Origin of the sequence: Methylobacterium guangdongense, assembly GCF_038442355.1 — a bacterium.
Classification (GTDB): Bacteria; Pseudomonadota; Alphaproteobacteria; order Rhizobiales; family Beijerinckiaceae; genus Methylobacterium; species Methylobacterium guangdongense.
In genome coordinates, this window is record NZ_JBBXMX010000014.1 from 57,138 (window position 1) to 81,622 (window position 24,485).

Consider the following 24,485-nt stretch of genomic DNA (forward strand, 5'->3'; position numbering starts at 1 on the left):
CGGCCCTCCCCTGTCGGCGGAGGGCGGCATGCAGGACAGACAGATCCGGGTCATCGGCATCGGCACGGGCGATCCCGAGCACCTGACCCTCCAGGCGGTGCGGGCGCTCGCGGATGTCGACGCGGTGTTCGTGCTCGACAAGCGCGCCGAGACCGCCGACCTCGTCGCGATCCGCCGGCGGATCTGCGCGGCCCATATCGCCAAGCCCCATCGCGTCATCACCGTGGAGGATCCGCCCCGGGAGCGCCGTCCGGCCGATTACGGCAGCACCGTCGCGGCCTGGCACGCGGCCCGGGCCGAACGGCTGGAGGCGGCCTTCGCGGAGCATCTCGGGCCGGGGGAAGTGGGGGCGATTCTCGCCTGGGGCGATCCGGCCCTCTACGACAGCGTGCTGCGCATCCTCGACCGCATCGCCGCCCGCGGGCAGGTGGCGTTCACCCGGACGGTGATCCCCGGCCTGTCGAGCGTGCAGGTGCTCGCCGCCCGCCACGGCGTGCCGCTGAACGGCATCGGCGGATCGGTGCTGATCACCACCGGCCGGCGTCTCGCGGCGGGCTGGCCCCAAGGGGTCGAAGACGACGTCGACAGCGTCGTGGTGATGCTCGACGGCGATCCCGCCTTCGGCCCTCTCGACCCGGACCTGACGATCTTCTGGGGCGCCTATCTCGGCAGCCCGGACGAGATCCTGATCGCCGGACGGCTCGGTGACGTGGACGCGGAGATCCGCCGGGTCCGGGCCGAGGCCCGGGAGCGCCACGGCTGGATCATGGACATCTACCTGCTGCGCCGTGACCGCGCCGCCACGGACAAAGCCGACGGGTCCCGTTAGAGGGCGCTTCCACCGCGCAAGAATCCGGGATTCAAAAGGTCTGCGACCTTTTGCGGGTCCAGGGCAGAGCCCTGCTGTCGGGCTTCGCCCGATCGTCGGGCTCTGCCCGAGATCGGGGCTCTGCCCCGACACCCCGCCAAAGGGCCGAAGGCCCTTTGGGATCCCGGGATCAGGACCGATCGGGCTGGGGTGAAGACGGGCATGTCGGGACCGGAGCAGGGTATGCGCCTGCGGGATTATCAGCGGGCCAGCCTCGACGCGCTCGCGGCCGCCTGGGGGCGGGGAGGGGTGGAGACGGCAGCGCCCGGGCACCTGATCGTGCTGCCCACCGGCGCCGGCAAGTCGCTCGTGATCGCGGCGCTGGCCCGGGAGACCTTGGACGAGAACCCCCTCGCCCGGGTGGTGATCGTCACCCACAGCCGCGAGCTCGTCGCCCAGAATTTTTCCGAGCTCACCCGCGCCTGGCCGGAGGCGCCGGCCGGGATCTTCTCCGCCGGGCTCGGGCGGCGGGAGGCGGGCGCGCAGGTGCTGGTCTGCGGCATCCAGTCGGTGGCCGACCGGCTCGACGCCGTGGGGCCCCGCGACCTCGTGATCGTCGACGAGGCCCACCTGATCCCCCGGGCCGCCGAGACCCGCTACGGCCGGTTCCTGGCGGGCCTGCGGGCGCGCGCACCCGGGATGCGGGTGGCGGGCTTCACCGCGACCCCCTACCGGCTCGATTCGGGCCGGCTCGACGAGGGCCCGCATCGGCTGTTCTCCGGCATCGCCTACGAGGCCGACACCTTCACGCTGATCCGGCAGGGTTTTCTGGCGCCCCTCGTGTCCAAGGCGACGCTCACCCAGCTCGACGTCTCGGGCGTCGGGCGGCGCGCGGGCGACTACATCCCGGGGGAGCTGGAGGCGGCGGTCAACCGCGACGCCATCACCCGGGCCGCGGTGGCCGAACTCGCCGACTATGGACGCGGGCGCCGGGCCTGGCTCGCCTTCTGCGCCGGGCTCGCCCATGCCGAGGCCGTGCGCGACGCCGTGCGGGCGGAGGGCTATGCCTGCGAGACCGTCTCGGGCGAGACGCCCCGCCGGGAGCGCGACCGGATCGTCGCCGCCTTCCGGGCCGGACGGATCCGGTGCCTGACCTCGGTCGGCGTGCTGGGCACCGGCTTCAACGTCCCCGAGGTCGATCTCGTGGCGCTGCTGCGCCCGACCCGCAGCACCGGCCTCTACGTCCAGCAGGTCGGCCGGGCCCTGCGCCGTGCGCCGGGCAAGACCGACGCGCTGATCCTCGATTATGCCGGGCTGGTGCGGATGCACGGTCCGGTGGACGCGGTGACCGCCCGGAGCGCCGGGGAGATCCAGAGCCAGTTGCTGGGCGGGGCAGGGGGCCTGCGGGCCAAGCCCTGCCCCGGCTGCGGCGCCCTGATCCCCCTCAACGCCTCGACCTGCGAATCCTGCTGGACCGAGCCGGAGGTGGACGCGGAGGCGGATGCCCCGCACGCGGCCGCGGCCGACGACGAATGGCCGATCCTCTCGGCCGATCCGGGCGCCCAGGACCCCGGATCGGCCGGCCCCGCCCCCGCGGCGGACGGCGGCGGACAGGACGCGCCCAGGGACGCGCCCTGGCATCCGGTCACGGCGCTGGGGCTGGAGGCCGCGCCGGACGGGCTCGATCTCGTGCTCGGCTGGCGCGACGGGGCCGTGGAGGCCGCTTGGCACGTCCGCCTGCACCCGGAGCGCAGCGGCTACGCGCGCGAGAAGGCCGTGCAGTGGTGGCGCGGCCTCGGCGGCGGCCGGGATGCGCCCATGAGCAGCGCCGGATTCCTGGAGCGCGCCGATCGCCTGGTCCGCCCCGTGGCGATCCGGATCCGGCCGGGCCGGCTGACGGAGCAGATCGAGTGCCGGGCGGAGGACGGGCGCATCCTCGGCGATACCCGTCGGCGGTCCGGACGTGCGGCGTGACACGGGTGCGGGGAGGGGGCCGGGACCGCCCTCACCCGGATCCGCAGCGCCTCGGCCTGACGCCGGGCGGCTGGAAACCGGCACGCGCCCACGACGCGGCGTCGATCCGCCGACCGCTCCGGCCGGGAAACGCCCGCCTCGGCCGGCCGCGCCCCCGTCAGGCGTGCTTGCGAGGAGGCGGGTCGAACCACGGCGTCTCGTCGAACCACGGCGTGTCGAACTGGCATACCAAGCCCCCCTCACCCGGGCGGCGCAGCGCTTTGGTTCCATAATATATCTTATGCGAACACCGGATGGGGCGGCCGGGGGTTGGTCGGTGGAGGTCGTCGGGTGGCGTCTGGCTCGGCGGCATGATCACGGGTAGCGGGACGCCGGGCGGGCGCCCGCAGATGCCCGGCTGGAGCCTCCACCGGAGGACCTGCGGCGCGACAGGATTGGCGGTGCGCCACCGGGCGAGGGCCGTTCGGGCGCCCTCCCCGCCAAGGCCGCATCCGAGGCCATTTCCAAGACCGGCCCTGAGCAAGACCGGCCCCGAGAGCCGCACGCCCTCAGGGCCGCGCGCACCCGCGATATCGGCTGCGCGGCTTCGGGCAGGACGTTCGCGGCGAACGGTGTGGGGCAGGCGGTTCACCCGCACCCGTCAGCCGGGTCCGGGAGCGGTGCAGGGCGCCGCCGGCCTCGCGCCTGGGTCCTGATCAAGATTGATCGATCAGGCCCAGGACCGCCGGGAAATGATAAACCCTTGTTCATCCTAAATCTTTGTCCGTCCTTAACGGGCTCCGCCCTAGATTCGACCGCCGCCCGGTCTCGGCCCGAGAGTCGGGCGGCGGGATCGTTCGCATCAGGAGCTTCGTCGATGCTCAGGTTCCTCACGGCTCCGGCCGCCTGTCTGATCCTGTGCGGTGCCGCCGCCGCGCAGGACATGCCCGGGCTCGCGACGCTGGCCCCGCCCGATCTGGCGCAGTCGAGCGACCGGGCCCCCGAGCTGAAGGTCGATACCGGCCCCATCGAGACCCGTGCCCCCGAGGGCGATCCGTCCGTGTCGCGCGTGCTCGCGACCGGCGAGAGGCCCCCGCGTGGCGCCGAGGCGGGCGCGGGCCAGGCCGTCGCCGATCTGAAGGCCCCGCCCGGCCCTGCCCGGCCCTGGTGCGCGCAGGAGCGCCGGATCGGAACCGGGGCCGGCTTCTGCATGATCAACTGAGCCGCCCGGCCGGCGCATCACGGGGCCGCCTCATGGGACTGCTTCACGGGGCCGCGTAGACCGTGACTTCGTCGAAGCTGCCATCCGGCCCCGGCGCGTAGGTGAGGGAGGCGGCGAGCAGCAGCAGCACGGTCGTCCCGATCGCCACGGCGACCAGCAGGCGCGTGAGAACCTCCGCGTGGGCCCGGGCGGCATGGATCACCGCGCAGCCGAGCACGAAGGCACAGGCCTGCGCGGCCGGATTGGCGAGCGCCCCCGTCACCGCGCAGGTCCCGGCGCGCGCTCGAGGCCCCGATCCCCGCCGTTTCCGTCCATGACACCCCTACCCGGCCCGTCCGCGGCCCGGGCCCGAGCCCGGGCCCGGCATGGCCCCGCCGCGCCGCCAGCGCGCCCTGCCGGCGTGGAGACCGGCGCGACGGACGCGCGCGTCGCACCACGCGCCCGGAATCGATCCGATTGTCCGGCGCTGCACGACCCCACTATGAAGGACGCGGGGCCGGGCCGGGCCGGCCGTCGCGCATTCGTGACCGGCCGATCAGGCCGAGACCCCGTCCGCCGCCAGGGCGTAGGTGGCCTCGCCGACCCGCCGGAGGGGGCCACCCGGTCCGGACCGTTTCCACAACCGGGTGTTGAGGGCCGCCACGGGGTCGCGGCCCGGCAGGGTGAAGCCCTGCGCCGAGAGGGCGTCGAGGATCTCCGCCGCGTGCAGCGGCCGGCCGGCCCGCGCGAGGGCCGCGCAGGCGGCCTCCACCAGGGCCCGGCCGTAGCGTCGAGCCCCGGCGACGTCGTCCGCGAAGGCGATGGCCGGCGGGGCCGCCTCCGGTTCCGCCCAGGCCTCGGAAGGCCCCGGCGGGGGCGATCCGGTGGGCGCGCTTCCCCGGCCGGCCGCGCGCGCCGCGCCCGGCGCGGGATCCTCCGGAATCGCTCGGGCCGCAGCGGGGTGGGGGGCCGGGCTCGTGTCCCGCGGGCCGGTTCGCTCGGGCACCGGCGCCGGGACAGGCCCGGGGTCCGGAGCAGCATCCGGATCGGGTCCGCCGGCCCCTGCCCTCACGGACCCGAAGCGGCGGCCGAGTTCCCGATAGAGCACGAGATCCGCGATCTCCCGGTCGAGCGCCTCGCGCTGGCGCCGCAGCGCCGCCAGCCGCATCTCGATCTCGGCATCCGACAGGCCCATCGGTCATTCCTTCGCGTCGGAAGGAATATAACGCCTGTTCCAGGCAATGGGAATATCCCGGGCCGCGAATTCGGCCCCGGCAAGGGAATGTATCTTCCTTCCCGACCCAGCACCATTCTATTCCCTGTGGCGCGCCCGCATTCCCTTCGAGGCCGGCCGGGGCGGCACCAGCAGGGTGCTGGGATCGGCCGGATGCAGGGTCAGGCCGTTGTCGTCGAGCACGACCGGCAGGCGCGGAAAGACCTCGCGCAGATGGGCGAGATCCGCCTTGAAGGCCTGCCGGAAGCTGCGGATCGAGGCGTTCTCGGCCCCGAACTGCGCGTGGAGGTTGGTCCAGGTCAGCCGGAGCGGGCGCTGGAGCGACCGCAGCCGGTAGCCGGTCCAGAACAGCAGGTCGAGCTTGCGCGCCGAGCCCGAGAAGGCCCGGGCGGCCCGGATGTCGACCGGCAGGGCGTGCCGGATCAGGGTCTCGTAGAATTCCGGATCGAAGCGCACGGTGCGCTCCGCGGTCTCGTCCCCCTCGCCGGCCCGGGGGCGCCACAGCTCCAGGCTGCGGAAGGGCGGGACGTTGAGGGTGGTGGCGCTGTCGCGCCCGTCCCAGAGGCCGATCTGCATCGAGCAGGCGGCCAGCCGGTTCAGCTGTTCCTTGAACTGCCGGATGGTGCCGCGCTCGCCGCCGGTCACCGCGAACCCCATCTCGCGCATGAAGCCCGACAGGGTCTCGGCGACCTTCACGGTGGGGCTGCGCTGGCGCACCGCCTCGGTGCAGAGGTGGAGCAGCATCAGCCGGGCCTTCGGCCCGTAGGGCAGGCCCTGGGGCTCGAAGGCGCCGGTCTCCGGATCCTTGATCCGCCCGGCGATCAGGCTCAGCGAGTTGCGCCCGTAGGTGCGGGAGAATTCGCGCACCGGCCCGGGATCGCGGTAGGGCAGGCCGCACAGCGCCAGCACCGAATGGATGTGCTGCAGGCTCGACGGCAGGGCCGGCTCGCTCTCGATCACGAGCCGCACGGCGTCGCGGCGGCGCTGGTCGCGGGACAGGTTCGACCGTCGGCGCTCCTCCTCGCCGAGGAGGGCGGCCTGCGCGTCGCGCTCGCGCTGCCGGTGCAGCACGTGCTCGACGATCTGCGCGAACAGGAAGCCGCCGCGCGCCGCCTCGACCTCGGCCCGCAGGTCCGGATCGTGGATCCCGGCGATCTTCTCCTCGATGGTCATCGCCCCTCGGCTCGCGTCGCCCGGACGCGCCCTCCCCCGTGGACGGGATGGCGGCCCGATCCTGCCATGCCACGATTCGGCCGCCGGGGCCCGGGTCCGATCCGGTTTGTCCCGGCAATCCACGCTTCCCCACGGGGTCGCCCGAGGTGGTTGCCCGAAGTGTTGCCCGAAGAGCTGCCCGCGGGGTTAGAAGCGGAACCGCGCAGAGTCGCATACGGCCCGCGCCGGCCCGGTCCGGTCACGCAGAGTTCGATACGCCCCGGTCCCCGCATTCCGTCCCCGTTATCCACCGCCGCCGGCCGGATTCCGCGCCGAATTCGATACGCGGATGCGCAGACTCCGATACGGCACCCCGCCGACCCGGCGCAGACTCCGATACGCGGGCGCGCAGAGTTCGATGCGGCCCCGCGCAGAGTCGGATGCGCGAAGTGCCACCAACCCCCTGGCAGGACTGACGGATTTCGGACCGCATATAACCCACTGAACTGACTCTCTGAAAGACTCTTCCAGATAATCTTCCTACGTCGCCGAGCAGCGTTCGTTTCATCGAACGGCGCTGGGCAGAAGGAATTTTCACAGGGATTGAAGGGAATATCCGCGCCTTGTCCACAATCCGGGGGGACCCTCGATCGCGGGACGCGCCGACGCTCTGTGCCGAAGGCCCGCTTGACGTGGACGATGACGCCCGGTTTCTCGGGTCCTCCGAAGAGGGCGCCGCGAAAGGCCAAGCCGATGTCCCGCTCACCCGTCGCGTCCCCATGACGGACCGCCGCAACGACGATCGCCCGGCCAAGGGCCGGTCACCGGGCGGGCGTCCGCCCGGTTCCTGGCGACCGGGCGGGCGGCCCGGCCATCACCCCGCCCATCACCCCGCCTCGGCCGGTCCCCGGCGGGAGGCCGGGGCCGACGGGGCTGCCGTGCTCTACGGCTGGCACCCGGTGGTCCAGGCGCTGGGCAACGCGGACCGGGGCCTGCACCGGCTGCTCGCCACCGAGAACGCCGCCGCGCGCCTGGAGGCGGAGTTCGGCGGTGCCCTGCGGATCGCGCCCGAGCTGGTGCGGCCGAGCGAGATCGGCCGGCTGCTCGGGCCGGATGCGGTCCACCAGGGCCTGTATCTCGAAGCGGAGCCCCTCCCCGCCCCCGGGCTCGACGACCTGCCGGCCGACGCCCTGCTGCTGGCGCTCGATCAGATCACCGACCCGCACAATGTCGGGGCGATCGTGCGCACCGCCGCGGCCTTCGGGGTCGCGGGGATCGTCACCACGGCCCGCCACGCGCCGGGCGCCACCGGGGTCCTGGCGAAATCCGCCTCCGGCGGGCTGGAGCACGTGCCGTTCGTGACCGTGCGCAACCTCGCCGAGGCGCTGATCGAACTGGGCGAGCGGGGCTATACGCGCGTCGGGCTCGATTCCGAGGCGCCGGAAAGCCTCGACACCCTGACGGTCGCCCGGCCGCTGGTGATCGTGCTGGGCGCCGAGGGCAAGGGCCTGCGCGAGCGGACCCGGAGCTGCTGCGACGTGCTGGCCCGGATCCCGTTCTCGGGGGCGATCCGCAGCCTCAACGTCTCGAACGCCGCCGCCATCACCCTCTACGCCCTGGGCCGATCGAAGGCTTGAGCGGGCCGGATACATCCGGAAACACGGTCTTGGCGCGGTGTGGTGTTGTTTCATCTAGGCGATTACGGGAACCTGCCGTAAACTACGCGACGAGGGGGGCGTAGCCTCGAGGCGGCGCCGGATGTTGGACGATGCGTTTACCTACGGGGGCTGGGCCATCAGCCTGGTCGCCGTCGGCGTGTGGCTGTGGCTCGCGCGGCGGGCCTTCCCGAGCTTCGACGCCTTCGTGAGGGGGTTCGAGGACGAATTGCAGCTGGGCGCGAGCTCGGAGGAGCGCGCGCGCCATGCGCGCTGGCATCAGGTCCGGCAGGCCGCCGTGGCGCTGACCGCCGTGGCGGCCCTGTGCCTGTCGATCGGCTTCGCGATCCCGGACTGAATCGGGCGAGACCCGAGCGTCGGGGCCTGAGCGTCGGGGCTCGGCCCCGACACCCCGCCCAAGGGCTATCGCCCTTCGGGATACCGTGATGCGGCCGCGTAGGCTTGTTCGGCGATCGCCCCTGCCGTGGTGAGCCAGATCCGGTCCCGGTGGGCCGCGATGTGGGCGAGCGCCGCCCGCAGGGGCCGCAGCCTTTGGGGCTGCCCGACGATGTAGGGGTGGAGCGCGATCCCCATCACCAGGGGCGCCGCCGCGGATTGTTCCAGCATCTCGTCGAAGGCGTCGACGATCGCGTCGGCGAACTGGCGGCCGGTCTCCTTGCGGGCGACGATCGCCGGGATGTCGTTCAGCTCCTGGGGGTAGGGCACCGCGAGGATCTTACCCCCGCCGCGGGTCGCCATCCAGGTCGGCTGGTCGTCGTGGCACCAGTCGAGCAGGTAGCGGTAGCCGGCCTCGGCCAAGAGGTCGGGCGTGACCCGGGACTGCGAGATCCACGGGCCGAGCCAGCCCGCGGGCGCCCGCCCCTCCGCCCGGGTGAGGATCGCGGTCGCCTCCGCGATCAGGGTGCGCTCCTCCGCCTCCGGCAGCGTGCCCTGCCGCTCGGCATTGGTGCGGCCGTGGCCGACGATCTCGTCGCCCCGCGCCCGGAAGGCCTCGATCAGGCCGGGGCAGTCCCGGTAGAGCCGGCTGTTCGCCAGGACGCTCGCCGGCAGGCCCAGGGCGTCGAAGGTGTCGCGCAGCCGCCACGCCCCGACCCGGTTGCCCCAGTCCCGCCAGGCGTAGTTCAGCACGTCGGGCTGCGGGCCGCCCGGGGCCAGCTCGGCGCCGAGCCCCGTGCCGAAATCGAAGGTCTCGAGGTTCAGCGCGACATAGACGGCGAGCCGCCGCCCGCCGGGCCAGTCGTAGACCGGGCGGTCGGGCAGGGCGCTGTAGCCGTAGCGGCCGTGTCGGGCATCGTCCATCGCAGGGTCCGGGGTTCGGATCAGATCCCCGCGAGATAGGGCGGCGCACCGGCGAAGGTCATGGTTTCGAAAGGTCGAGACCTTTCGCGGGTGCAGGGCAGAGCCCTGCGGTACGGATCCCGGACCCCCTTCTCGGGGGTCCGGGATCCGTATGTCGGGGTTTCACCCCGACGCCCCACCAAAGGACTCGTCCTTTGGGATCCCCAGACCTCAGGCCCGGCACGTCGCGATCAGGCGGCGTAGGAAGCCCGCGCAGGCGTCGAGCTCGGCCCGGGTCACGTACTCGTCGGCCCGGTGGGCGCGGGCGATCGAGCCGGGGCCGATCACCACCGCGGGCACGCCGCCGAGCCGCTCGAACAGCCCGCCCTCCGTGCCGTACGAAACCTTGGCGTGGCTGTTGCGGCCGGCGAGCCGCTTGGCCAGGGTCACGACCGGCGCCTCCGGGTCGGTGTCGAGGCCCGGATAGTCGATCAGCGGCTCGACCGTGACCCCGCAGGCCGGGTCCACGGCCCGCATCAGCGGCGCCAGCGTGTCGGTGGCGTAGGCGATCGCCGACGCGGCCAGCGCCCCGGCATCGTCCGCGCCGATCGCCCGGTACTCGAAGCTGACGTGGCAGGTGTCGGGCACGATGTTGAGCGCCGCGCCGCCCTGGATCACGCTCGACAGGCCGGTGGTGTGGGGCACGTCGTAGAGGTCGTCGCGGGCGCCGTCCCGGGCCAGCGCCTCCGCGGACAGCCGGACGTGCTCGATGAACCGGGCGGCGTATTCCACCGCGTTGACCCCCTGGGGCGCGAGCGCCGAATGGCTGGCCCGGCCCCGGAAGGTGAGGCGGGCGGCGGACTTGCCCTTGTGGCCGACCACCACCTCCAGGCCCGTCGGCTCGCCCACGAAGCAGCCGAGCGGCGTCGGGTAGCGCTCCAGCATCCGGGCGATCAGCGGGCGCACGCCCAGGCAGCCGACCTCCTCGTCGTACGAGATCGCGAGGTGGAGCGGGGTCGCGAGATCCGCCGCGACCATCTCGGGCAGGAGCGCGAGGCAGACCGCCAGGAACCCCTTCATGTCGGAGGTGCCCCGCCCGTAGAGCCGCCCCCCCTCCTCCCGGAGGGTGAACGGGTCCGACGACCAGGGCTGGCCCTCCACCGGCACCACGTCGCTGTGGCCGGACAGAACGTAGCCGGGGCGGTCCGCGGACGGGCCGACGCTGAGGAGCAGCGCCGCCTTCTGGCCGGTGGCGTCCGGCACCCGCTCCACCGCGGCGCCGTGGCGGTGGCCATAGGCCTCCACCCAGTCGATCAGCGGCAGGTTCGAACGGTCGCTCACCGTGTCGAACCCGACGAGGGTGGCCAGCAGCGCCGCGGGATCGGGGGCGTCGGCGGGGGGCAGGGCGGTGGAGGGATCGGATTCTGGCATGGACCGCGCGACTCGTTCCGGGACAGACAGCTGTGTACGGGGTTTTCGGGCCGCCGGGGATCCCGGAACCGGAGCGGCCTGTGTCGCGTAGCTGCCGCAAGGCCCCTCCCCCGCCGGGCCCGCCCCGGACCTGCCCCGAACTTGCCCCGAGCCCATCGCATGCCCCCGTCGCCCCGGGCCCTCTTCGCCCTCCCGATTCGTGCCCTGTCGATCCTTGCCCTGCCGATCGTCGCCCTCCCGGTTCTGGCGGCGCTGCTGCCCGCCCCGGCCAAGGCCCGCCCGCACCGGCACCACCCGCGCCACGCGACCGACACCGACCGCACGATCGCCCGGATGGCCGCCCGCGACCGGCTCCGGGACTGGCAGGGGTGGCAAGAGTCCTGGCAGCAGGCCCGGCCGCTCGCCCGGATCTTCGCCCCGGCCACGCGGGAGCGGGTGGCGGCCCCGCCCTTCACCGGCTGGGGCTACGGCGGCACGATTCCCGGGGCGCCCCCCGGCTTCTGAACCCACCTCGACCCGGCTCCCCCACCCTGCCATGGTGTGCGAGCCGGGAGGTGCCGGAGACAACCCACAATGGTTCAAGCGTTCCGCCTCGACGATCCGACCCCGGCGGATCCGCGCCGCCGCTGGGCGTCCCTCGATCCCGACGCCCGGGACGCCTGCTACGACAACACCCGCGCGGTGGCCGACAGCGCGCAGCGGGTCGCCGCCCGGGACGCCGCCTCGGCGGCCTACCGGGCCGCGCATCCGGGGGCCCTCGACCGGCCCTACGGCCCGGGGCCCCGCAACGCCGTCGACCTCTATCCGGCCCGGGACGGCACGGCGCCCTGCCTCGTCTTCCTGCACGGGGGCTACTGGCAGCGGGGCGCCCGGGAGCTGTTCGCCTGCTTCGCGCAAGGCCCCAACGCCGCCGGCTGGTCGGTGGCGATGGTCGGCTACACCCTCGCCCCGGAGGCGAGCCTCACCCGGATCGCGGCCGAGATCGGGGCGGCCCTCGATTGGCTGGCCGCGCAGGGGCCGGGGCAGGGGATCCGCGGCCCGCTCGTCCTGTCGGGCTGGTCGGCGGGCGGGCTGCTCGCCGCGCTGCAGCTCGGCCACCCGGCCGTGGCGGCGGGTCTCGCCATCTCGGGCGTCTACGACCTCGCGCCCATCCGCGAGACCTATCTCGACGCCAAGCTCGCCCTGACCGACGCGGAGATCGAGACCCTCTCGCCCCTGCGCCGGCCGGTCTGCCCAAAGCCCCTGTGCATCGCCTACGGCACGGCCGAGCTGCCCGCGCTGATCCACGACGCCCGCAACCTCCACGCCCTGCGGGCGGCGGCCCATGCCCCCGGCCCCCTGCTGCCCGTGGCCGGGGCCGAGCATTTCTCCGTGCTCGACGCCCTGCGCCGGCCGGACGGGATCCTGGTGCGGGCGGCGCACGCCCTGCTCGGGGGCTGACGAGGAGGGTGACGACGCGGCTGACGACCCCGGACATGTCGAGTCATATTTGCAACTGGGGATAGAGATTCCGAGCTGCCGGATGACGATCGCACCTTGCTGAGCGCCCTGTCCCATGGTGAGACAGGCATCGGGACGACGGGGCGCCGAACCGGTTCGGCGGGCGCGGTCTCCGGCGGGGTCGGCCGGATCCGAGGGGGGATCGGATGCGGGTTTTCGCGCGATCGGACGCCCCTGCTGCCGTGCTGCCTCCGACGGCCCCACCTCTGTCCGAAGCCCCGGCCGGTCAGGCCGAGCCCCGGGTTCAGCCCTCGGTCGATCCCTCGGTCGATCCCGGGGCCGATTCGGGGGCCGATTCGGGGGCCGATGCCCGCATCCGCACCGGCCTGCGCCGCGGATGGCCGGTGCCCCGGCTGCGCGTGGTGCTGGCGCTGGGCTTCGGCACCCTCGGCCTGCTCGCCACCCTGGTGCTGGCCGCCCTGGTGAGCCGCGACGCGACCGCCCGGCTCGAGGCGGAGGTCGGCGGCCAGCTCGCCGAGATCGCCGGCCAGATGGCCCGCAGCCTCGATCTCGGCATGTTCGAGCGCTGGCGCGACATCCAGATCGCCGCCGCCTCCGACAGCCTGCGCGATCCGCGGTCCGGCACGGCGGCCAAGCGCGCCCTGATGGCGCGGCTGCAGGCGACCTACCCGGCCTACTCGATCATCGGCCTGATCGACGCGGACGGGCGCGTCGCGGTGACCAGCACCGGCGCCCTGGAGGGGGCGGACGTCTCCGGCCGCGACTATTTCCGCGCCGGCCGCGAGAAGCCCTTCGTGGGCGACGTGCATCCGGCGAAGCTCCTGCAGAGCCCGACCGCGCGGGAGCCCCTGCGTCTCCTCGACCTCGCGGCCCCGGTGCGGGGTGCGGATGGCCAGCCTGTCGGGGTGCTGGCCGCCCATCTCGACTGGACCTGGGCGCGCGACATGGCGCGCCTGCTCGAAGGCGCGTTCCGCGGCCATCGCGCCGGGGCCGAGATCCTGATCCTGGCGCGCGACGGCAGCGTGCTGCTCGGGCCTGCCGCCCTGCAGGGTTCCCCCCTCCCCGCGGATGTGCTGACCGGCGGGCGGCCCCTCGATCCGCAGGGCGCGAGCCGGGTCGGCCTGTGGCCCGATTCGACCGCGTCCTATCTCAGCGCCCGCGCCGCCACGGCCGGACACCGGGACTATCCCGGGCTCGGCTGGCAGGTGGTGGTGCGCCAGACCGCCGACCGGGCCCTGGCACCGGCCGCCGCCCTGCGCCGGCGCATCCTGATGGCGGGCAGCGCCGTGGCCCTCGCGGCGGCTTTGCTCGCCTGGCTGCTCGCCGGCCTGATCGCCCGGCCCCTGCGGGAGCTGGCCCTGGCCGCCGGCGCCCTCGGCAGCGACCGGCCGTTGCCGCCCCTGCCCCGCTCCCTGGTGCGCGAGGGCGCGCTGATCGCCGATGCCCTGGGCCATGCGGCGGACGAGCTCGCCCGCCGCGGCGAGGCCCACCGGCTGCTGATCGACGAACTCAACCACAGGGTGAAAAACACCCTGGCCACCGTGCAGTCGATGGCGGCGCAGAGCCTCAAGGATCTCGGCGGCGGCGCCGTCGCCGGGCGCGACGCCTTCGAGGCCCGCCTGCTCGCCCTGTCGCGCGCCCACGACATCCTGACCCGGGAGAGCTGGGCGAGCGCGGACCTGCGCGGGATGGCCGACCAGGCGGTGCGCCCCTTCCAGGGCGAGCCCGGCCCCGGCCGGGTCCCGCGCGTCGCCCTGGACGGGCCGGACCTGCGGCTGCCGCCCGAGGGAGCTCTGGCGCTCACGATGATCCTGCACGAATTGTGCACCAACGCGGTCAAGCACGGCGCCCTGTCGGTCCCGGGCGGCCGCGTGGCCCTGGCCTGGACGCTGGAGAGCGCTCCGGAGGGCCGGACCCTGCGCATGACCTGGCGCGAGCGCGGCGGTCCCCCGGTCGTGCCGCCGTCCCGGATGGGGTTCGGCACGCGCCTGCTGGAGCGGGGTTTTGCGGGGCGGAACACCGCGAGCCTGACCTACGCGGCCGAGGGTCTCGTCTACGCGGCGGCGAGCCCCCTGCCCGCGGGCTGCGCGGAGACCGGGCCGGCGCCGCGGCGCCTCCGGGCCGGGCGCGCTTAGGCGGGGCGCCTCCCGAGTGGGAGCGCGTTCGGACAGGGGGGTCTACTGACCTGCTTCCGAGCGCAGGGGCGAAGCAGAGGCTGCTCAGCCCTCCTGATGACACGGCACGAAGCGTCTGCCGTCCGGAAGTCTTCGCCGCTACGCGCAGCCGCACGACGCAATCCCATCGTGCGGCGTAATCCCGCTGCCGCGGGCGGATGTATTTCAACGTGCGCCTACGCACACAGTAATACTTGAGCCAAGGATTAAATTTCTCCCAATTCTACTGTGCTTAGACGCACATCGGTCCGGTCTGGTCATGCCTATGTTCACGACATCAGCGGCGACGCCCGGTCGTCCGCAGAGCCAGACCAGACATGGAGACACGACGATGCGCGCACGCCCCCTCTCCCTCCTCCGCCCGGCCCTCGGCCTCGCCGCCCTGGCCGCCGCCGTCGCGGCGCCCCTTGCGGCGCAGGCCGGCGAGGGCGGCGGCGGGAGCCGCCAGGTCGCCGGCGGCGGCCATATGAGCTCCTACGTCAGCGATCCCCACCACGATCCGCGCTCGCTCCACTCGCAGCGCCTGGGCACCGGCCAGATCCTCGGGGCGCCGATGCTCCACGAGCGGGCCGGGGCCGCGATGGTCCGCCGCCCGGTCGAGCCCCACTGGGCCTCCGGCACCGCGCCGCGCCGTCAGGTCCTGCGCTGACGTTATCCGGCCGCCGGGCCACGGCCCGGCCGGCCCTCCCCGCCCCTTCCCCGCTTCCTTCCCCGCTTCCTTCCCCCGCTTCCGCCCGTGTCAGGGATCCGCTCATGAACAACCTCGTCCAGGGCATCGCCAGCTTCCAGGGCACCGTCTTCCCCGGCCAGCGCGCGATGTACCAGCAGCTCGTGCGCGACGGTCAGCACCCGAGCGCGCTGATCATTGCGTGCGCGGATTCCCGGGTCTCGCCGGAGCACATCACCCAGGCTGGGCCGGGCGAGCTGTTCGTCTGCCGGAACGCCGGCAACATCGTGCCCCCGGCCTCCGACGTGATCGGCGGCGTGTCCTCAGCGATCGAGTACGCCGTGGTGGCCCTCAAGGTGCGCGACATCGTGGTCTGCGGCCATTCCGATTGCGGCGCGATGCACGGGCTGATGCACCGGGACGCGCTGGCGCGGATGCCCGCGGTCGCGGCCTGGCTGCGCCACGCGGAGGCCGCCGAGCGGATCGTCTGCGAGGCCTATCCGGAGGACATGGACGAGACGGCCCGCCACCACGCCCTGGCGCTGGAGAACGTGGTGGTGCAGCTCGCCAACCTGCGCACGCATCCGAGCGTCGCGGCCGCGCTGGCCAAGGGGACGCTGCGCCTGCACGGCTGGTTCTTCGAGATCGAGACCGGCGCCCTCCTGGCCTATGACGGCACGGACGGCCGCTTCCGGCCGATCGCGGAGGCCGACATGCCGGTGGCCCAGGCGTCCGGCGGCAGCCACCGGCGGGCGGCCTGAGCGGGCGGCGCCGGTCCTCTCTTCCCCTCCCGCCTGCGGGCCTTGCGGATTTACACTTTTAAGTCTGACGTCAACGCGCTGAAATGACAGCGCTTTTCCCCTCCCCCTTGTGGGGAGGGGCCAGGGGTGGGGGCGGTGCAGGATCGAACGTGACGGTGCCGTCTGCACCACCCCCACGCGGGATCTGCGATCCCCAAACTCCTCCCCACAAGGGGGAGGAGAGAGAGCTGCCCGATCTCAGGCCGCCATGGGCGCGTAGCGCTTGTGGCCCTTCACGTCGTAGCGGTCGAGCATCATGACCTTGTCCCAGACCCGGACGAAGTCCCTGACGAACCGCGCCTCCCCGTCGCGGCCCGCATAGGCGTCCGCGATGTTGCGCAGCTGCGCGTTCGACCCGAACACAAGGTCGCTGCGCGTGGCCTGGTACTTCGGCTGACCCGTCGCCCGGTCCTTGAGCGTGAAGGTCATGCCCTCCGCGTCGGCCTTCTCCCAGACGAGGTCGGTGTCGGTCACCGCCTTGAAGAAGTCCGTGCTCAGCACGCCGACCCGGTCGGTGAAGACGCCGTGGCGTCCGCCGTCGTGGTTGGCGTTCAGGGCCCGCAGGCCGGCGGTCAGGACCGCCCATTCCGGGGCCGTCAGGGTCATCAGGTTGGCCTTGTCGAGGAACAGCTCCTCCGGCGAGACGTTGCGGGCCACCGACCCGAACCCGTCAGCGACGTAGTTGCGGAACCCGTCCGCCACGGGCTTCAGCCACTCGAACATCTCGATGTCGGTGAGCTCCTGCGTGGTGTCGACCCGGCCCGGGGTGAACGGCACCGGGATTGCGGCGCCGGCCTCCGAGGCCGCCTTCTCCACGGCGACGCAGCCCCCGAGCACGATCAGGTCGGCGAGCGAGACCCGCTTGCCGTCGCTGCGGCGATCGTTGAACGCCGTCATCACCCCGCGCAGGGCCTCGACCACCGGGGCGGCCCTGCGGTTGACCGCCCAGTCCTTCTGGGGCGCCAGCGCCAGCCGCCCACCATTGGCGCCGCCGCGCTTGTCGCTGTCGCGGTAGGTCGCGGCCGCCGAGAAGGCCGTGAAGGCGAGGTCCGAGACCGACAGGCCCTTGTCGAGGATCGCCTGCTTCAGCGCGGCGATCTCGGGCTCGCCGACCGGCGCGTAGGCGGCGTCGGGCAGCGGGTCCTGCCACAGGAGCCCGTCCTCGATCGTCACCTCCGGGCCGAGGTATCGGTGCTTCGGCCCCATGTCGCGGTGGGTGAGCTTGTACCACGCCTTCGAGAAGGCCTGCGTGAAGGCGTCGAAATCCCCTAAGAACTTCTCGCAGACCTTGCGGTACTCCGGATCGACCTTGAGGGCGATGTCGGAGGTCATCATCATCAGCGGGTGCATCTGGCCCTCGACATGCGCGTCGGGGGTCTTGGGCGCATTCGGGTCCTTCGGGGTCCACTGCAGGGCGCCGGCCGGGCTCTTGGTCTGCTCCCACTCGTACTTGAAGAGGTTCTCCAGGTAGGCATTGTCCCACTGGGTCGGATCGGGGGTCCAGCTGCCCTCGATGCCGTTGGTCATCGTGTCCTTGCCGGAGCCCGCGCCTCGCGGGTTGTGCCAGCCCAGGCCCATCGCCTCCATGGGCGCCATCTCGGGCGGCGGGCCGATCTCCTTGGCGGGGGTCATGCCGTGGCTCTTGCCGAAGGCGTGGCCGCCCGCGATCAGCGCCACCGTCTCCTCGTTGTTCATGGCCATGCGGGTGAAGGTGACGCGGATGTCGTTCGCCGAACCCTGCGGGTCGCCGTTCGCGTAGGGCCCCTCCGGGTTCACGTAGATCAGCGACTGGTGGGAGGCGGCCAGCGGGTTCTCCAGGTCGTAGTCGGCATCGCCGTTCTTGCCGCGCCAGCGCTTGTCGCGGTTCACCATGTCGTCGAAGCTCGACACGCTGCCCATGTCGACCACCTCGGGCCCCCAGTAGGTGGCGTTGTCGGCCTCCCAGGCGTCGAGCCGGCCGCCGGCGAAGCCGTAGGTCGGCAGGCCCATGATCTCCAGGGCGCAATTGCCGGTGAGCACCATCAGGTCGGCCCACGACAGGGCGTTGCCGTACTTGTGCTTGATCGGCTGCAGGAGGCGGCGCGACTTGTCGGTGTTGCCGTTGTCCCACCAGCTGGAGATCGGCGCGAAGCGCTGCATGCCGGTGCCGGCGCCGCCCCGCCCGTCCGCGATCCGGTAGGTGCCGGCCGAGTGCCAGGCCATGCGGATCATCTGCGGCCCGTAATTGCCGTAGTCGGACGGCCACCACGCGACCGACGAGGTCAGGAACTGCTTGATGTCGTCCTTGAGCGCGTTGAGGTCGATCTTGGCGAACTCGGCGGCGTAGTCGAAATCCGGGCCCAGCGGATCGGCGGCCAGCCCGTTCTGGTGCAGCAGCTCGACCCGCAGGCGATGGGGATACCAGTTCTCCAGGGCAGGGCGGCCGCCGAAGGCACCGCCGATCCGGTCGCCCCCGAAGGGACACTGGCCCTTCATCTCGAACGTCTCGGTGTTGGTCTTGTCGATCCGCATGTCGTCCATCGGGAATCCCCTGTCTCGCGCGACCGGCGCGGACGGCCTGCGCCACAGTCCCGGAGGACGCGGCGGGCGAGGCGCCCGACGGCGGTCGGTGTCTGTCAACGTTCAGACTCCCGGCGAAATCTGGCCGCGGCCCCGGAAATCAAGGGCCTCCCGGCCCGCCGCGGGCTGCGCGGGTGTCGCCCGGCGTCACGTTCCGGCGACCAAGCCCATGGCCGGGCCGGTGGCTTGGCCGGCCGGCAGCGGCATTTTGCCCGATCGTCAGGGAAACCGCGGCCGCAGCCGGGCGAGGAGGTTTTGGCCCGGAAACCGGGCCGGCGGCCTCGGCAGGGCGGGCTCGGGGGCATCCCCGGGGATCGGGCCCACGGCGAAGCGCGCGCCGATCGACCAGAAGCCGTCCCGGCGGGTTCCCACCATGCCGAGGCCGATCGGCTCGGCCGTGACCTCGGGGCGCAGCCGTCCCGCGGCCCAGACGCGCTGCCAGCAGCCGCGCCGCGACAGGTCGGCGTCGCGCCAGCCGAGCCGGGCGTAGCCGGCCGCCGCGAAGATGCGCGTCCCGGAAAAATCCTCCGGGATCCAGACCCAGCTCGAGAACACGTGGATCGCGTCCCGGTCGAACCCGGCCGGATCGACCGTCCGGGTGAAGGCGCTGATCGCCGGCTCCCGGTGGCGGCCGACATGCCGGCGCAGGCGGCCCGACAGCGCCAGCGCCTCCGGGAAGGCCTCGGCCCCCAGGCGGGTCGGGCCTGCGCCGTGAACCAGCGCGTAGGCCCCGTCGACGAGGTGCATCCAGGGTTCCAGATCGGGTTCCCAGGCCTGCTCCGCCGGCGCGAACCGGCGCACCCGTCCCGCGATCAGGTGATCGCCGACGCGCCGGACGGGCTCCGGCCTCCAGGCTTGCCCGGCCTCGGTGACGCAGAGCAGCGTCGCGGGCCCATGCGCCCGGACCGCCTCGGCGAGGCGCGCGAAGCCGGAATCCGGCGCGTCGCGGCCGAGCTTGCGCACCAGGATCTTCGAGCCGTCGGCGAGCTCGTCCAGGAACTTGCGCTTGAGATGGGCGAGCCGGCCGTATTCCCGCTCCAGCAGCGCCTCCGGGGCGATCGAGCCGGCCGGGTGCCCGGTATTGGCCCAGATGTTGTACGCGAGGCTGTGGCAGTAATAGGTGCCGCCCGCGCTCACCGACAGGCGCAGGTCACCCGGCCCGCCGAAATCCGCGAAGCCGCAGCGCAGGCCGCGGATCAGGTCCTCCAGCGGCGTGTAGGAGAAGCGCAGCAGGCCGGAGGGCTCGACCCCGCCGTAGCGCTGCACGAACCCGAACTCGCAATTGTCGCCGAGGCTCCGGAAGGCGTGGAGCCGCCGGGCGAGGGCCTTGGCTGTCCCCTCCCCGCCCCCGGTCTCCGCCCCTGTCGTGTCGTGTTGCGCCATCGCGCCAGATCGCGGCGGCACGGGGTGTTTGTCCAGCCCTGCGGTTCGATCCGGAAGCCGGGCGTGAGCCTTTCGGGATGATCCGCGCCTCCGAGCCGGGAGCCCGGCGGGCGCGCGTGGCTCAGTGCAGACCCCGCGCGAGGGCCACGACCGCGCCGACGATCACGAGCGCCTGAAACCCGATCGAGCCGACCACCCATTTGATGATCTCGCCCTTGGTGGCCTCGATCCTGGCCTCCAGGCGCAGCTCCGCCTCGCGCAGGTCGGCCTTCGTGGAAAGCCGCAGTGCCTCGACATCGGTCTTCGTGGAGAGCCGCAGCGCCTCGATATCCGTCCGGACCATGGCGATGTCGGTCTTCGTCGCCAGATCGTTCTGGATCGCCTCCGAGACGGCATCGGCCAAGCCCTCCGCCTGCTCCGGCGACATCTTCGCCTTCTCGCGGAGCGTGCGGACGAAGCGGAGCGTATCGAAGGCGACGGCGGTCATGCGCCGAGACCCAGCCCGTGACCGGGCCTCTGCGCCATCGCCTGCGGCTCGGGGGCGGTCATCGGGGTCGGCCAGCGCGGCGGTTCGGATGCAATGACCGTGAGCCTAGCGATGCGCGCATCACGTGCAAGGGTCTCGTCCTGAAGGATCAGGTCCCGATCCCGGAAAAAAAGGATGCGTACACACAGTCTCAGCCCAGGGTTTTAGCCTTGGTCACACGTCCAATCTTTCGGGCGATGCCGACAGGGGCCGGATCCGGGCGGCGGTGATCGTCCGCTGCGCGGATCGTACGTCTCGATCGCCCTGCGCGGCTCAGGTGCCCAGCGGCACCTCCAGCCGGAAGCAGGCGCCCCGCGGCGTCTCCGGCGTCGTGAGCTGGCCGCCGAGCTGGCGGGTCAGGCTGCCGACGACCCGCATGCCGAGGCTCTTCGAGGCGCGCCCGATCTCGAAATCCGGCGGCAGCCCGACCCCGTCATCCGCCACCTCGACCACGAGGCTGCCGGGCCGGGGCTCCGCCCGGACCCGGATCTCGCCGCCCTCCGGATGCGTGTCCGGCGGGTAGGCGTATTTGAGCGCGTTGGTGACGAGTTCGTTGACCAGGAGCCCGATCGGGATCGCCCGGTCGGCCGAGATCCGGTACGGGGCGGCCGCGCAGGCGATCCGCTGGTCCGGACGGCCGCCGGCGAGGTTGGCCACGAGCTTCTCGAGGAACGGCGCGAGGTCGAGCTCGCCCGGGACGCCTTCCCCCTCCCCGTCACCCTGCCGCCAGAGCTGGTCGTGGACCCCCGCGATCGCCTCGACGCGGCTGCGCGCATCCGTCAGGGCGGCCTGCACGGCGGGCTCGGCCTCGGCGGCGCGGGCCTGGAGGGCGAGCAGGCTCGCCACGATGGCGAGGCTGTTCTTGACCCGGTGGCTCATCTCGCGGGCGAGCAGGTCCTGGCGGGCGAGCGCCGCGCGCAGCAGGCTCTCGGTGCGCTGGCGCTCGATGGCGCCGCCGAGCAGGTTGGCGAAGCCCTGCATGAAGGCGATGTCGGCCTCCGCGAACATGCCCTCGCGGGTGTCGTCCACCTCCAGCACCCCGAAGGCACCCTCCCGGTTCTCGATCAGCACGTTGATCGCCCGGCGGATGCCGTGCTCGGCCATGAGCTGGGGCGTGCGGAAGCGGGTCTCGTCCGCGAGGTGGTTCGAGATCACCGGCCGGCCCGTCTTCAGCGCGAAGCCCGCCGGCGAGGCGAGGTCGGCGCCGACCCGGGCCTTGCCGATCACGTCCGGTCCCCAGCCGACGCCCGCCCGCACCAGCAGCGTGTCGGCGCCGGGCCGGTATTCCAGGGCCTTGCAGAACTCCGCGCCCATGCCCTCCGCGCACAGCTCCGCGGCCCGCTGCAGCAGGTGGTCGACATCGGTCCCGCGCAGGGCCTCGACGCCGAACTCCGACAGGATGATCTGCTGGCGCAGACGGTAATCCAGATCGGGGTGCCCGGCATCGGGGCGTGCGGGCTCGGGGGGCGCGCTGGGGCTGGGTTCCACGGCGGTGAGGTCGGGTTTTGCGGTCATGGATCCCGACAGATTAGCAGGAAGGGCGTCCCGGCGCGACGCGTGCGTGCGGATGCCGCCGCACCCGTCGTCGCACCCCCGCCGCCGGCCGGAGCCCTCGGGGTCCGGCCGGCGTTCGTCCGTCGAACCCGATGCGAGGAGCGCACAGCATGGCCGACGACGTGAACGGACTCTCCGACAAGGCGCTCTCGATCTTCGCCTTCGCGGCCTACCATCGGCTGGTCAGCGGCGAGCGGGTCACCTCGGTGATCCGCAAGGACGGCGCCGGCCACGAGGCCGACCCGCAGGGCGTGATGGAGCTGGAGGAGCGCGGCCTCGTCACCGCGGGCGAGACCGATATCGAGCTCGGCGAGGCGGCGCAGCAGGCGGTCGAGACGATGGTGGCGGCGCTGCGCCGGGAGGTCGGCCGCTGAGGCCGAGGGCCGTCACGCGGGCGGCGCCTCCGCGGCGGGGCCTGCTTCCTGGCCCGTATCCTTGATGTGCCAGAGGGCGCGGGCCAGGATCGAGCGGTACGGCGCGAAGCCCGCCGCGACCGCGCGCGTGTCGGTCCGGCCGATCAGCCGGCGCAGGCAGCCCGCAGCCGCCACGTCGCCCTCCGGCCAGATGTCGGGGTCGTGGAAATGGAAGATGCCGACCATGTCGGCGGTCCAGGGGCCGACGCCGCGGATGCCGCACAGGATCGCGGCGCGCTCGGGATGCGGCAGCCCGGCCAGCTCCGGGCCGAGCAGGCCCGCCGCCTCGGCGGCGACGATCGCCTGCAGGGCCCGGACCTTGTTGCCCGAGAGGCCGCAGGCCCGCAGGCGATCCGGGTCGCCAGCCGCGAACAGCCCGCGCGGATCGCAGGCGGCCGCGACCGCGGCGGCCTCGATCCGCGCCCAGATCGCCCCGGCGGCCCGGGTGGAGAGCTGCTGGTTGACCACCGCGACGAACAGGCGCTCGGCCACGCATGCATGCGCCGCCGGCGCGATCCGGATCGGGCCGGTCCGCGCCAGGGCATCCCGCAGGGCCGGATACGCGCCGGCCGCCGCCAGGAGATGGGCATGGATGGCGGGATCGAGGGGTTCCAAAGGGCTACGCCCCTCGGTGGGGTGCCGGGGCGAAGCCCTGGCGCGTCGGGCGAAGCCCGACGACCGGGCGCTGCCCTGCACCCGCAAAAGGTCGCAGACCCTTTGAAACCAGGATGTTCGAGATGATCGCCATCGTGTGGAGCTATGATCTTGAGCCCGTTCGATAAACGGCTCTCGGCCAGCGGGCAATCGATCGGGCGGGCGTCATGACGGTCTTCTTCACCGCGGACACGCATTTCGGCGATCCGCACATCCTCCGGCACCAACGGCCCCGGTTCGGCACGATCGAGGCCCACGACGAGGCCCTGATCGCCCGGTGGAACGCGATCGTCGGCCCCGGGGACAGCGTCTGGCACCTCGGCGACTTCGCCGCCCATGCGAGCCGCGCGCATTGCGCGGCCGTCTTCGACCGGCTCAACGGGACGAAGCGCCTCGTCCGCGGCAACCACGATTCGAACCGCGTGCTGGACCTGCCCTGGGCCGAGCCGCCCGTGGACAGCGCCCGCCTGTCGCTTCCGGACGCCGAGGGCCGGGAACACCGGCTGTTCCTGTCGCACTACGCGCACCGGGCCTGGCCGGGCCTGTGGCGGGAGACGCGCCACCTCTACGGCCACAGCCACGGCTGGCTCGCCGACACGACCCGGTCCTGCGACGTCGGCGTCGATGCCTGCGAGGGGCGTCCGGTCACCCTCGACGCGATCCTGGCGCGGCAGGCGGCGGCCACCCTCGTGCCGGAGGAACTCGCCGCCCACGGTCAGCGCTGATTCCCATGCCGATTCCCTCAGGAGGCCGCACCGCCATGACCGACACACCTGCGCCACCGCCCGGCTGGGCCGAAGCCGCCCTCCAGGCCGGGACCGAGCTCGGACTCGGGAGCGCCTTTACGGCGATGGACCCGGCGGATCGGGACCGGGTCTGCCGCCGCGCCGGGCAGATCCTCGCCGGCCAGGGGCAGGCCCTGCCGCCCGGCGGGGACCGCGCGATGACGCGGCTGCTCGGCGGCGCCGATTCGGATGCGCCGGCCGACGACGCGCTCGCGCGCGACACGGCCGACACCGTCCTGGCCGAGACGGGCGAGGTGTTCGCGCCCGAGGACGACGCCTGAGAGCCCGGGCCCTGAGCTGCTCGCCAGGGCCCTGCCTGGACCCGCTTTCGAAACCGGAACGGGCTCGAAAAGGCCGGTGCACAGCCGGACCTTCGAAAAACTCCGTGGTGCCGGACGGTTGCCGTCGCCCGGGCCGGGGCCGATGTAGGGGGCATGCCCCAGTTCGACCCGCAGCGCGCCGACACGAGACCCGCCGCACGGACCGCCCCCGGCGGGACACAGCCCGCCCTGCGGGTGGTCCCGATCGCGGGCCGTCCGAACCTCGACGCGCAGACGCGCGTGCGCCTCGGCCACGAGCTGCGGGCGCTGTACGATCCGGTGATCGACGAGGCTCTGGATCCGCGGCTGGCGGAGCTGCTGCAGCAGCTCGACGCGGACCGGGCGGGGGGCGCTTCGGGCTGACGGCCCGGCCCGGGGAGCCGACGGGCCCCCTGAAGGGGGCTCCCATCGGTGGATCGGGGGGATGTCACACCGACGGGAGCCGAGCCGAGCCGA

General features: G+C 73.2%; 24 protein-coding genes. 14 read left to right on the forward strand and 10 right to left on the reverse strand.

All coding sequences use genetic code 11. The features are described 5' to 3' along the window. Positions 1-28: 28 nt before the first annotated feature. From cobF to AAHG09_RS22605, 3 genes are all read left to right on the forward strand, one after another. Positions 29-829 (forward strand): precorrin-6A synthase (deacetylating), encoded by an 801-nt coding sequence (gene cobF / locus AAHG09_RS22595; RefSeq protein WP_342109750.1) that lies wholly within the window; start codon positions 29-31, stop codon positions 827-829. A gap of 222 nt (positions 830-1,051) precedes the next feature. Further along, positions 1,052-2,782, forward strand: a complete 1,731-nt coding sequence (locus AAHG09_RS22600; RefSeq protein WP_342109751.1) for a DEAD/DEAH box helicase — start codon at positions 1,052-1,054, stop codon at positions 2,780-2,782. An 856-nt stretch (positions 2,783-3,638) separates the two neighbouring features. Next, positions 3,639-3,983 carry a hypothetical protein gene (locus AAHG09_RS22605; RefSeq protein WP_342109752.1) on the forward strand — a complete coding sequence of 115 codons (345 nt, stop codon included), beginning with the start codon at positions 3,639-3,641 and terminating at the stop codon, positions 3,981-3,983. Positions 3,984-4,026: 43 nt separating this feature from the next. On the opposite strand, the gene AAHG09_RS22610 is transcribed toward AAHG09_RS22605, so the two are convergent. The 3 genes from AAHG09_RS22610 to AAHG09_RS22620 all read right to left on the reverse strand — a co-directional run bounded on the left by AAHG09_RS22610 (position 4,027) and on the right by AAHG09_RS22620 (position 6,369). Then, the gene (locus tag AAHG09_RS22610) at positions 4,027-4,245 is read right to left on the reverse strand and encodes a hypothetical protein (RefSeq protein WP_342109753.1); all 219 of its coding nucleotides are present in this window, start codon (positions 4,243-4,245) and stop codon (positions 4,027-4,029) included. A gap of 273 nt (positions 4,246-4,518) precedes the next feature. Next, positions 4,519-5,157, reverse strand: coding sequence for a hypothetical protein (locus AAHG09_RS22615; protein WP_342109754.1), 639 nt, complete (start codon positions 5,155-5,157; stop codon positions 4,519-4,521). 117 nt (positions 5,158-5,274) lie between these two features. Continuing rightward, positions 5,275-6,369, reverse strand: a complete 1,095-nt coding sequence (locus AAHG09_RS22620) for a replication protein RepA (RefSeq protein ID WP_342109755.1) — start codon at positions 6,367-6,369, stop codon at positions 5,275-5,277. A 758-nt stretch (positions 6,370-7,127) separates the two neighbouring features. Between AAHG09_RS22620 and AAHG09_RS22625 the strand changes: the two genes are divergently transcribed. Together AAHG09_RS22625 and AAHG09_RS22630 are read left to right on the forward strand one after the other, a co-directional pair. Further along, complete coding sequence (locus AAHG09_RS22625; RefSeq protein WP_342109756.1) at positions 7,128-7,985, forward strand: TrmH family RNA methyltransferase; 858 nt, start codon at positions 7,128-7,130, stop codon at positions 7,983-7,985. A 121-nt stretch (positions 7,986-8,106) separates the two neighbouring features. Continuing rightward, complete coding sequence (locus AAHG09_RS22630; protein ID WP_243997257.1) at positions 8,107-8,361, forward strand: hypothetical protein; 255 nt, start codon at positions 8,107-8,109, stop codon at positions 8,359-8,361. A 65-nt stretch (positions 8,362-8,426) separates the two neighbouring features. Here the strand turns inward: AAHG09_RS22630 and AAHG09_RS22635 are convergent, their stop codons facing one another. Both AAHG09_RS22635 and argE read right to left on the reverse strand, forming a co-directional pair. Then, entirely contained in the window at positions 8,427-9,323 is an 897-nt protein-coding gene (locus AAHG09_RS22635) for a polysaccharide deacetylase family protein (RefSeq protein ID WP_342109757.1), read from the reverse strand. 210 nt (positions 9,324-9,533) lie between these two features. After that, positions 9,534-10,733, reverse strand: coding sequence for an acetylornithine deacetylase (argE, locus tag AAHG09_RS22640; RefSeq protein WP_342109758.1), 1,200 nt, complete (start codon positions 10,731-10,733; stop codon positions 9,534-9,536). Between the two features lie 159 nt (positions 10,734-10,892). On the opposite strand from argE, the gene AAHG09_RS22645 reads away from it, so the two are divergent. The 5 genes from AAHG09_RS22645 to AAHG09_RS22665 all read left to right on the forward strand — a co-directional run bounded on the left by AAHG09_RS22645 (position 10,893) and on the right by AAHG09_RS22665 (position 15,796). Continuing rightward, positions 10,893-11,237 (forward strand): hypothetical protein, encoded by a 345-nt coding sequence (locus tag AAHG09_RS22645; RefSeq protein ID WP_342109759.1) that lies wholly within the window; start codon positions 10,893-10,895, stop codon positions 11,235-11,237. A gap of 69 nt (positions 11,238-11,306) precedes the next feature. After that, on the forward strand, positions 11,307-12,173 hold the full coding sequence (locus AAHG09_RS22650) for an alpha/beta hydrolase (protein ID WP_342109760.1): 867 nt from the start codon (positions 11,307-11,309) through the stop codon (positions 12,171-12,173). Positions 12,174-12,415: 242 nt separating this feature from the next. Continuing rightward, entirely contained in the window at positions 12,416-14,329 is a 1,914-nt protein-coding gene (locus tag AAHG09_RS22655) for a sensor histidine kinase (protein ID WP_412760075.1), read from the forward strand. A gap of 370 nt (positions 14,330-14,699) precedes the next feature. Next, entirely contained in the window at positions 14,700-15,017 is a 318-nt protein-coding gene (locus tag AAHG09_RS22660) for a hypothetical protein (RefSeq protein WP_342109761.1), read from the forward strand. A 104-nt stretch (positions 15,018-15,121) separates the two neighbouring features. Beyond that, a complete protein-coding gene (locus AAHG09_RS22665; RefSeq protein WP_342109764.1) occupies positions 15,122-15,796 on the forward strand; it encodes a carbonic anhydrase in 675 nt (224 codons plus the stop codon). 237 nt (positions 15,797-16,033) lie between these two features. On the opposite strand, the gene katG is transcribed toward AAHG09_RS22665, so the two are convergent. The 4 genes from katG to AAHG09_RS22685 all read right to left on the reverse strand — a co-directional run bounded on the left by katG (position 16,034) and on the right by AAHG09_RS22685 (position 21,818). Then, on the reverse strand, positions 16,034-18,355 hold the full coding sequence (gene katG, locus AAHG09_RS22670) for a catalase/peroxidase HPI (protein WP_342109765.1): 2,322 nt from the start codon (positions 18,353-18,355) through the stop codon (positions 16,034-16,036). A 258-nt stretch (positions 18,356-18,613) separates the two neighbouring features. Next, entirely contained in the window at positions 18,614-19,777 is a 1,164-nt protein-coding gene (locus AAHG09_RS22675) for a hypothetical protein (protein ID WP_342109766.1), read from the reverse strand. A 121-nt stretch (positions 19,778-19,898) separates the two neighbouring features. Further along, positions 19,899-20,264 carry a CCDC90 family protein gene (locus tag AAHG09_RS22680; RefSeq protein ID WP_342109767.1) on the reverse strand — a complete coding sequence of 122 codons (366 nt, stop codon included), beginning with the start codon at positions 20,262-20,264 and terminating at the stop codon, positions 19,899-19,901. Positions 20,265-20,576: 312 nt separating this feature from the next. Beyond that, positions 20,577-21,818, reverse strand: a complete 1,242-nt coding sequence (locus AAHG09_RS22685) for a sensor histidine kinase (RefSeq protein ID WP_342109768.1) — start codon at positions 21,816-21,818, stop codon at positions 20,577-20,579. Positions 21,819-21,967: 149 nt separating this feature from the next. Between AAHG09_RS22685 and AAHG09_RS22690 the strand changes: the two genes are divergently transcribed. Beyond that, on the forward strand, positions 21,968-22,231 hold the full coding sequence (locus AAHG09_RS22690) for a hypothetical protein (protein WP_342109769.1): 264 nt from the start codon (positions 21,968-21,970) through the stop codon (positions 22,229-22,231). A 12-nt stretch (positions 22,232-22,243) separates the two neighbouring features. Here AAHG09_RS22690 and AAHG09_RS22695 read toward each other — a convergent pair whose 3' ends face one another. Continuing rightward, positions 22,244-22,885, reverse strand: a complete 642-nt coding sequence (locus tag AAHG09_RS22695) for a DNA-3-methyladenine glycosylase family protein (protein WP_342109770.1) — start codon at positions 22,883-22,885, stop codon at positions 22,244-22,246. Positions 22,886-23,091: 206 nt separating this feature from the next. On the opposite strand from AAHG09_RS22695, the gene AAHG09_RS22700 reads away from it, so the two are divergent. The 3 genes from AAHG09_RS22700 to AAHG09_RS22710 all read left to right on the forward strand — a co-directional run bounded on the left by AAHG09_RS22700 (position 23,092) and on the right by AAHG09_RS22710 (position 24,392). Next, the gene (locus AAHG09_RS22700) at positions 23,092-23,649 is read left to right on the forward strand and encodes a metallophosphoesterase (protein WP_342109771.1); all 558 of its coding nucleotides are present in this window, start codon (positions 23,092-23,094) and stop codon (positions 23,647-23,649) included. A gap of 35 nt (positions 23,650-23,684) precedes the next feature. Next, positions 23,685-23,990, forward strand: coding sequence for a hypothetical protein (locus tag AAHG09_RS22705; RefSeq protein WP_342109772.1), 306 nt, complete (start codon positions 23,685-23,687; stop codon positions 23,988-23,990). Positions 23,991-24,143: 153 nt separating this feature from the next. After that, positions 24,144-24,392, forward strand: a complete 249-nt coding sequence (locus tag AAHG09_RS22710; RefSeq protein WP_342109773.1) for a hypothetical protein — start codon at positions 24,144-24,146, stop codon at positions 24,390-24,392. Positions 24,393-24,485: the final 93 nt, after the last annotated feature.

Bases quoted from the DNA above. Each gene is read 5' to 3' on its own strand.
- cobF (WP_342109750.1), top strand. From the start codon at position 29: ATGCAGGACAGACAGATCCGGGTCATCGGCATCGGCACGGGCGATCCC.
- AAHG09_RS22600 (WP_342109751.1), top strand. From the start codon at position 1,052: ATGCGCCTGCGGGATTATCAGCGGGCCAGCCTCGACGCGCTCGCGGCC.
- AAHG09_RS22605 (WP_342109752.1), top strand. From the start codon at position 3,639: ATGCTCAGGTTCCTCACGGCTCCGGCCGCCTGTCTGATCCTGTGCGGT.
- AAHG09_RS22615 (WP_342109754.1), bottom strand. From the start codon at position 5,157: ATGGGCCTGTCGGATGCCGAGATCGAGATGCGGCTGGCGGCGCTGCGG.
- AAHG09_RS22620 (WP_342109755.1), bottom strand. From the start codon at position 6,369: ATGACCATCGAGGAGAAGATCGCCGGGATCCACGATCCGGACCTGCGG.
- AAHG09_RS22625 (WP_342109756.1), top strand. From the start codon at position 7,128: ATGACGGACCGCCGCAACGACGATCGCCCGGCCAAGGGCCGGTCACCG.
- AAHG09_RS22630 (WP_243997257.1), top strand. From the start codon at position 8,107: ATGTTGGACGATGCGTTTACCTACGGGGGCTGGGCCATCAGCCTGGTC.
- AAHG09_RS22635 (WP_342109757.1), bottom strand. From the start codon at position 9,323: ATGGACGATGCCCGACACGGCCGCTACGGCTACAGCGCCCTGCCCGAC.
- argE (WP_342109758.1), bottom strand. From the start codon at position 10,733: ATGCCAGAATCCGATCCCTCCACCGCCCTGCCCCCCGCCGACGCCCCC.
- AAHG09_RS22645 (WP_342109759.1), top strand. From the start codon at position 10,893: ATGCCCCCGTCGCCCCGGGCCCTCTTCGCCCTCCCGATTCGTGCCCTG.
- AAHG09_RS22650 (WP_342109760.1), top strand. From the start codon at position 11,307: ATGGTTCAAGCGTTCCGCCTCGACGATCCGACCCCGGCGGATCCGCGC.
- AAHG09_RS22660 (WP_342109761.1), top strand. From the start codon at position 14,700: ATGCGCGCACGCCCCCTCTCCCTCCTCCGCCCGGCCCTCGGCCTCGCC.
- AAHG09_RS22665 (WP_342109764.1), top strand. From the start codon at position 15,122: ATGAACAACCTCGTCCAGGGCATCGCCAGCTTCCAGGGCACCGTCTTC.
- katG (WP_342109765.1), bottom strand. From the start codon at position 18,355: ATGGACGACATGCGGATCGACAAGACCAACACCGAGACGTTCGAGATG.
- AAHG09_RS22675 (WP_342109766.1), bottom strand. From the start codon at position 19,777: ATGGCGCAACACGACACGACAGGGGCGGAGACCGGGGGCGGGGAGGGG.
- AAHG09_RS22680 (WP_342109767.1), bottom strand. From the start codon at position 20,264: ATGACCGCCGTCGCCTTCGATACGCTCCGCTTCGTCCGCACGCTCCGC.
- AAHG09_RS22685 (WP_342109768.1), bottom strand. From the start codon at position 21,818: ATGACCGCAAAACCCGACCTCACCGCCGTGGAACCCAGCCCCAGCGCG.
- AAHG09_RS22690 (WP_342109769.1), top strand. From the start codon at position 21,968: ATGGCCGACGACGTGAACGGACTCTCCGACAAGGCGCTCTCGATCTTC.
- AAHG09_RS22700 (WP_342109771.1), top strand. From the start codon at position 23,092: ATGACGGTCTTCTTCACCGCGGACACGCATTTCGGCGATCCGCACATC.
- AAHG09_RS22705 (WP_342109772.1), top strand. From the start codon at position 23,685: ATGACCGACACACCTGCGCCACCGCCCGGCTGGGCCGAAGCCGCCCTC.
- AAHG09_RS22710 (WP_342109773.1), top strand. From the start codon at position 24,144: ATGCCCCAGTTCGACCCGCAGCGCGCCGACACGAGACCCGCCGCACGG.